The sequence below is a fragment of the Neisseria wadsworthii 9715 genome (assembly GCF_000227765.1).
Lineage (GTDB): Bacteria > Pseudomonadota > Gammaproteobacteria > Burkholderiales > Neisseriaceae > Neisseria > Neisseria wadsworthii.
Window position 1 is genome coordinate 1,579,637 of record NZ_JH165159.1, and the last position, 7,404, is coordinate 1,587,040.

7 protein-coding genes are annotated in these 7,404 nt (G+C 47.3%); 2 read left to right on the plus strand and 5 right to left on the minus strand.

Annotated elements, in window-relative coordinates; translation table 11 throughout:
* Positions 1-17: 17 nt before the first annotated feature.
* From cls to radC, 4 genes are all read right to left on the minus strand, one after another.
* The gene (gene cls, locus HMPREF9370_RS07240) at positions 18-1,499 is read right to left on the minus strand and encodes a cardiolipin synthase (RefSeq protein WP_009116765.1); all 1,482 of its coding nucleotides are present in this window, start codon (positions 1,497-1,499) and stop codon (positions 18-20) included.
* A 268-nt stretch (positions 1,500-1,767) separates the two neighbouring features.
* Complete coding sequence (gene gloB, locus HMPREF9370_RS07245) at positions 1,768-2,517, minus strand: hydroxyacylglutathione hydrolase (RefSeq protein WP_009116766.1); 750 nt, start codon at positions 2,515-2,517, stop codon at positions 1,768-1,770.
* A gap of 4 nt (positions 2,518-2,521) precedes the next feature.
* Positions 2,522-3,055, minus strand: coding sequence for an NUDIX hydrolase (locus HMPREF9370_RS07250; RefSeq protein WP_009116767.1), 534 nt, complete (start codon positions 3,053-3,055; stop codon positions 2,522-2,524).
* Positions 3,056-3,133: 78 nt separating this feature from the next.
* On the minus strand, positions 3,134-3,808 hold the full coding sequence (gene radC, locus HMPREF9370_RS07255; protein ID WP_009116768.1) for a RadC family protein: 675 nt from the start codon (positions 3,806-3,808) through the stop codon (positions 3,134-3,136).
* A gap of 167 nt (positions 3,809-3,975) precedes the next feature.
* Here radC and HMPREF9370_RS07260 point away from each other — a divergent pair, with 167 nt between their 5' ends.
* Entirely contained in the window at positions 3,976-4,248 is a 273-nt protein-coding gene (locus tag HMPREF9370_RS07260) for a helix-turn-helix domain-containing protein (protein ID WP_009116769.1), read from the plus strand.
* A gap of 64 nt (positions 4,249-4,312) precedes the next feature.
* Here the strand turns inward: HMPREF9370_RS07260 and HMPREF9370_RS07265 are convergent, their stop codons facing one another.
* On the minus strand, positions 4,313-4,966 hold the full coding sequence (locus HMPREF9370_RS07265) for a class I SAM-dependent methyltransferase (protein WP_256998673.1): 654 nt from the start codon (positions 4,964-4,966) through the stop codon (positions 4,313-4,315).
* 271 nt (positions 4,967-5,237) lie between these two features.
* On the opposite strand from HMPREF9370_RS07265, the gene HMPREF9370_RS07270 reads away from it, so the two are divergent.
* A complete protein-coding gene (locus tag HMPREF9370_RS07270; RefSeq protein ID WP_009116771.1) occupies positions 5,238-7,337 on the plus strand; it encodes a lytic transglycosylase in 2,100 nt (699 codons plus the stop codon).
* Positions 7,338-7,404: the final 67 nt, after the last annotated feature.

Here is a 7,404-nt window from a genome sequence, read left to right on the forward strand (position 1 = left end):
AGGCATTGATTGTATGCTTAAAGCAAAGGTGCGAGCAGACGCACGCTGTTTTCCACCAAGCCCCACCATTTGCTGCGTTGCTGCCATGCTTTTACAGTAACATAGCGACTCTGGCTGAGATACTGCTGCTGCAATGCGACCACTTCTTGGGTGGTTTTTTCATCATAAATCGCTAAACTGATTTCCAGATTGAGAAAGAAGCTGCGCATGTCCATATTGACTGTGCCGAATAAGGTGTAGTCTTCGTCGATAGTCAGCGTTTTTGCATGCAGCAAACCGCCTTCAAACAAAGCTATTTTCACACCTGCATTAAGCAGCATCGGATAATAAGCGCGGGAAGCATAGCGCACCATCATGGAATCTACTTTAGCGGGTAACACTAAAGTTACATCCACCCCGCGCTTGGCGGCTACTACCAACGCGGTGAGCAGCGGGTCATCCGGCACAAAATACGGTGTAGTAATCACAATTTTTCGGGTTGCTGCGTAAATTACGCTGATAATGGTATCGTAAATCACGCGCTGTGCTTGGTCGGGCGCTGAAGGAATGACCTGCACCACAACCTTGCCTGCCTGTATTTTCTGTGGCAGCAGCTCGGTTACGATATTGCTGTGTTCCGTGATGTATTGCTGTATTTCAGACAGGCTTTCATCACCTTCTACTGCCACATCTGCATAAAACACGGCCATCATTTCCAACACCATCGGCCCGCTGCAACGCATCATCACATCCACCCATTCTCCCACACCGGAACCTTGCTTGAAAAAGCGTGGGTCAACCAAGTTGAAGCTGCCGGTATAGCCGATTTTTTTATCGATAATCATAATTTTACGGTGATTACGTAAATCACTGCGGGTAAAAAACGTGCGCAAAACACCTACCGGTAAAGCCACATGCACTTCTACCCCTGCATTTTTCAACTTGTCCGGCCAGCTGCTGCCGAAAAAATCGGCACTGCCTACGGCATCTGCAAGAATCACACAATTAACACCGCGTTGTGCTGCATAAACCAGCTCATTGAGCATACTCTCGATTTTGCCTTGCGGCTGGATAATGTAAAAAGCCAGTAAGCATGATTGCTGCGCCGAGCGGATATCTGCCAACATGGCATCTACGATAGCATCGGTTGTGGAAAGCAGCGTCATGGCGTTGTTTCTGGTGGCGCCCATACCGGTGGTATCTGCGGCTACCCTTGCAATGCCACGGTAGCGCGGGCCGATTTCATTGGTGATGTCTAAATCAGTATCGGCAAGATGCCGCTCGATAAATTCGCCGTAAAAGCGGTTCATTTCTGCCGACCGCTTGGCGCGCGCCATACCCAAACGCGGCTCGCCCACCAACATATAGGCAATCACACCTAAAAGCGGAAAAACAAACAAGATAATCAGCCATGCAAACGCTGTGCCCGTGTTGCGCTGTGTATAAAGCACACGCACCATGCAGGCAAGCGCCGCTGCCATATGTAGGAAAACCAGAACTTGCCCCCAAGATATTGACATCGCAAACCTTTTTGATAATAAATGAAACAGAGTTTAGCATGCCGTGCAAACAAGGCGGCATTTCTATGGTCAATCAACTCAATTTTTGTTATGGCGTTGCTGCGCCTTAGTTCAAAAAAACGGCTTCGTAAACTGTTAAAGCCACATACCCGTACTCTCTACGGCTTATTGACCACGATAGCACGGTGCGGCTGTATGATGAATAAAACAATGCCTGTCTGAACAGTGGATTTCAGACAGGCATTGTCACCAAAGCATACTATTAATGTTAAAAGGTATTTTTTAACGCTCTCAACGCCGCAAAAACAGCGGCGTCATCATTCAATGTTCGGCCTGATAATTTTTCCACCTGCCTAATCAGAATCGTTTGGTCGGTACGTAAAAACGGGTTTACCGCCCGCTCATGGGCCAGGGTTACGGGCAAAGTAGGCAATTTTTGAGACACACGCAGCGCTTCTTTTACCACCGTGTTGCCCGGTTCCACATATTCGGCGAAACGTAAATTGGATGCAGTATATTCATGCGCGGGATAAAACAAAGTGTCGGGCGGCAAACTGTTAAAACGCTGAATACTGTTAAACAATTGCCCAATTGTGCCGGTAAACACGCGTCCGCAACCTGCGCTGAATAAAGTATCGCCGCAGAACACATGAAGCCTGTCTGAAAGCAGCAAAAGGTAAGCAAAATGTGTGGCCGTATGTCCGGGAACATGCCACACCTGCGCCTCTGTTCCGCAAAACGCAACCCTGCCACCCTCTTCGATTTTGTACGTCACGCCTTGAATATCGGCATTGCCGTAAACTTCGCAATCGGGAAACGCCTTTAACAAACCTTCGATGCCGCCCGTATGGTCGTTATGATGATGGGTGACCCAAATTTGGCGCAATGCCAGATTATGCTGCTTGAGATAACCCAGTACCGGCGCCGCATCACCCGGATCAACACACGCTACATCCGCGCCGCATTGCAGCAGCCAAATGTAGTTATCGTTAAAAGCAGGAATCGGGATAATCTGCATAGCCTCATCCTTCCAAAAGCCATTCCTGCAAACCGATAACTGTTTTTGCATCTTCAATTTCGCCGTTTTTCAAAGCTTGCAACACTTCTTCACGGCTAAGCACCACGGTTTCCACAAATTCATCTTGATCAGGCTCAAGTTTGCTGGTTTGGCTCACATTAATTGCACGATAAAGATACATTTTTTCATCGCAAAATCCCGGAGCGGTGTAGAAAGTCCGCATTAATTCAACGCGCTCGGCTTCAAAAGGCGTTTCTTCCGCCAACTCGCGCAAAGCACATACCGCAGGGTCTTCGCCCTCTTCCAGCTTGCCCGCCGGAAACTCCAGCATCGCTTTATCACAGGCATAGCGCCATTGCCGCACAAACACAACCTTGTCATCAGGCGTAACAGCCAAAATACATGCCGCACCGGGGTGACGGATTACTATGCGGAAACTTTCATTGCCGTTGGGTAACCGCACCTTGTCTTGAGCAATCGACACAAACGTGCCGTTGAAAATTTTTTCGGAGCTGATTTGAGTTTCGGTTAAATCCATCCGCGTGTCCTTTCATAATGTAAGTATGCTTTCAGACAGGCATTGTATCTTAATTTTCAAGCGCACCGATAATTCAGCTCACAGTAAACGCCGCTCGGCAAATGACACGGCTTGTGTTGAAGTAATCACAAAGTGATCCAGCAAAGCCACATCCACCAAGTCCAAAGCGGCTTTCAGCCGGCCTGTAAAGGCAATATCCTCCCCGGATGGCTCCGCAGAGCCGCCCGGATGGTTATGGGCAATAATGAGTGCATTGGCATGATGCTCTAAGGCCAGTTTAACCACCTCGCGCACATACACCGTATTTTCAGCTACCGTGCCCCGCGCCAGCTCGACCGAATGAATCAATTGATTTTGCCGGTTCAGCAACAATGCCAGCGTTACTTCCACTCGCTCCTGCCCAAGCTGGAGGCGCAAATAGTCGGCCACCGCCTGCGGGCTGCCGAACACAGGTGCTTGCTGTAATTCTTCGCCCAATACCCTGCGCCCCACTTCGCGCACCACCGCAAACTGAGTGTAGCTCGCCAATCCCATGCCTTTGTGTTTAGACAATTCTTGTGCGGGCGCACTCAAAAGCCGCCCCAAGCTACCAAACTCTTGCAAAAGATGACGCGCCAAATCTACCGCGCTCATCCCCCTTGTGCCTACACGCAGCAAAATCGCAAGCAATTCCGCATCGCTCAACGCAGCCGCTCCCCGCTCCAACAGCTTTTCACGCGGGCGCTCCCCTTCCGGCCAGTGTTTAATACTCATATATGATAATCCGTAATGTTTTATGATTGATAGTTTCAAAAATTATTTTATCTTAAAACTGGAATTAGCAGCAAAACGCTGATGCCAGTCTGAAATAGTCACACAAGCATTGAGTTTGAATCAAATGTGAAGTAAAATCCGTTGAAATAAATACACAAGGAAAAATAATGTCCAATAAATTGCATGCCCCCACCGAACTTCCCGATGCTGACGATTTACGCGCCGTGCTTGCTTACAATATGCGACTGTTCAGAGTGAACAAAGGCTGGTCGCAAGAAGAACTCGCGCGCCAATGCGGGTTGGATCGTACCTATGTTTCCGCCGTAGAGCGCAAACGCTGGAACATCGCCCTATCCAATATCGAAAAAATGGCGGCCGCACTGGGCATTCCCGCTTATCAATTATTACTGCCGCCTGAAGAACGTTTAAAAATGATTTAATCCAAAACAAATGCCTGTCTGAAAAACATCTTTCAGACAGGCATTTGAGTTGATTGTAACACATTTATGCTTCCTTCACCCTAGCAGGCGTAAGCACCATTTTTCCTTCCGCTTCCAATGCTTCCTCATGATTTTCTTGCTTAAGCGGGTGCATACCTACCTCTCTTTTAACCAGCACCAAACCATAAACAGCGGCAGCATGCGGCCACCAACGATCACCCGCAGCTTCCATAAATTTCAAAGCACGTAAGGCTTGTTTATTCTGAATCATTGGCCGATAAACCATAAACCGCCCACTCTCAATCATAAACCCTAAATCCGACAACACATGTTTCAACTCAGGCAAAGGCAGGCATTTACTTTTTTCAGGCAGGCGCTCTCCATCGAAACAGCCGCTAAACTGCCAAAGAGAGTGCGGATTCAACCCGGTTAAAACCATACGCCCTTCCGGTTTCAAAGCCCGATAAGCTTCGGCCAGGGCCACTGCATAAGCATCACAGCACTCCAATACATGCGGCATCAGCAATAAATCAAGCGACTCTGCCATCCATGCAGAACATTCCGCTTCCATTTCAAAATCATAACCTGAACGGATAACATGATGCTCTTCCAATAAATTCCAAGCAGGCATACCCATCTGTACCGTTGTGCCGAAAGCATAACGGGTTGCGGAGTGTGAAAAAAAAGACTCCTCTTCACTGCGAACATAGCTGCCCAAAAGTGTTTCATCAAACCAACAGCTTATATTATGATTTCTTATATTTGCCAATCCGCACATCTCCAACCTTCGATAATATCAGCCGTATCATACCAAACGAAGCGGCAAAACCTGCAAAAACATACGAAAAACCAATCAAACCTAAAACCTTAGGCGTATTATTATCCTAATATATTGAAAAAATAAATTAATTTCTTCTCAAAGCTTGACGCATCAAAACAAGGCCAGTACCATTCGTAAAATTTTAATTACTAAACTACATGCAGAAACTATGGCGTCACTGAAAACGATTTCTCTTGCCGTTGCAGGCTTGTCTATTTCCGCGGCTTCTCATGCCCAAACATCATCTTATTCGCCCAATCAAGTTGGTATGGCCATGATGCGTTTAAGCGCATCCCCGCTTGACCACAACAAAAAAATAGTTGAAAAATCAGGCAGCATTTGGGCGAAAATGCGTAAAGATTTCCGCATGAATGAAGTAAACCCGGAATTAGTACGCCGTCACGAGAGTAAATTCAGTGCAGGGTCAGCCTACTTCACCCGCACTATAGACCGCAGCAAACCTTATATGTCCTACATCGCGAGCGAAGTGGAAAAGCGCAACATGCCTGCCGAAATCGCTCTGCTGCCGTTTATTGAGAGTGCTTATGTAACCAAAGCCAAATCCCATGTCGGCGCATCCGGTTTATGGCAATTTATGCCGGCTACCGGCCGCCATTACGGCTTGGAACAAACTTCCCTATATGATGGCCGGCATGACGTAAAAGCCGCCACCGATGCCGCGCTTAATTATCTGCAATATTTACATGGTCTTTTTGGCGACTGGTCATTGGCTCTAGCCGCCTACAACTGGGGCGAAGGCAATGTTAGCCGTGCCGTTAACCGCGCACGTGCACAAGGCTTGGAGCCTGTGTATGAAAACCTACGCATGCCAAACGAAACCCGTAACTATGTGCCTAAATTGATGGCTGTCCGCAACATTGTACGTGATCCCCAATATTACGGCATCAACCTGGCCGAAATCGACAGCAAGCCCTATTTCAAAGCCGTTACACTCGACCAACCTATCGACACTTCTGCTGCCGCCCGCTTGGCAGGTATTACAGAAAGCGAATTCTTGGCTTTGAACCCTGCATTCAAAGCACCGGTATTCGTGCCCAACGAAAAACGCAAAATGCTGCTGCCCGTTGGTTCGGTTGCCACTTTTGAAAAAAATTACAGCAAAGCAGATAAATCAACCTTGCTTTCATGGAATGTATACCAAACACAAGGCATGACCAGCTTAGCCAGCATTGCAGCAGAAACCGGCACCAGCCTGAGTGAACTGAAACGCCTTAACGGCATCAAAGGTGCTTCCGTTAATGGCGGATACAGCCTTTTGGTTGCTAAAAATGGCGCCAACGTAAATCAAGCGGCCGACTATACTGATTTTGCGCGCATGGATAAAGATTTAAATCCAAATGACAATAAACTACAAACTGTAGAGCCGATGCAAGGTCGAACTATCGGAAACGCTCTGGCTGCCGCACAACCGGTAATGCCTAAACCTGTTGTAATGGCTCAGAAAGTAGAAGCCATTCCGGCTTCAAAAGCGGAGCCTGTATCTACTGCGCCGGTTGAGGGCTTTGTAGCGATTGCATCAAACAAACCGACCGTTAACGAGCTAAATGCTCCAGTAAATATCGCAACCAACCAACCATTAGTATCGCCGCTGACGTCTGAAGTTCGTCCAACGGTTTCTGAAAATTTGGCAACAAAGACAACAGTTAACGAACCCCAAATTCAGATAGCCAAAACAGAAACTTCTGCAATACCGGCAACAAATGATTCGGTAACGAATACTAATACTCAATTAGCAGCACTTGAAAACAATCAATCTGCAGATGAGTTGCAAGTTTTGGCTGAACAAGGCAATGCAGCTGAAATTATCCGCAGCACAATTGCACGTTTAGAAGAAGATGAGGCACGTGCTGCGAAAGCCCGCTTGGCAAAAGCCAAACAACAAGAACGCACACAAGCCCGCTTAGCTCGTGCTTTGCAGCAGCAACAAACATTGGCAGCCGGAACACATAGGGTAACCGATGGCGATACTATGTATAACATCTCTCAGCGCTATAACATCAGCGTTGCAGACTTGGCTACTATTAACAACATTCGCGGCAACAACATTCAAAAAGGCCAGGTATTGAAAGTCGCAGCCAACACCAATAATGCTTCCAATATCCGTTCTGTATCTTATACGGTACGTAAAGGTGATACATTAAACACAATTGCCAACCGCTTTAATGTCAACATCAATGATATCCGCCGCTGGAATAAGAATACGCGAACAGTCACACCAGGACAGCGTATTAATTTGATTGGAATTTAAGCTCAAACGTAAAAAGCCAGGCATATGTCTGGCTTTCTTTTTTGTGGGGAATTGTGATGTAGATTAC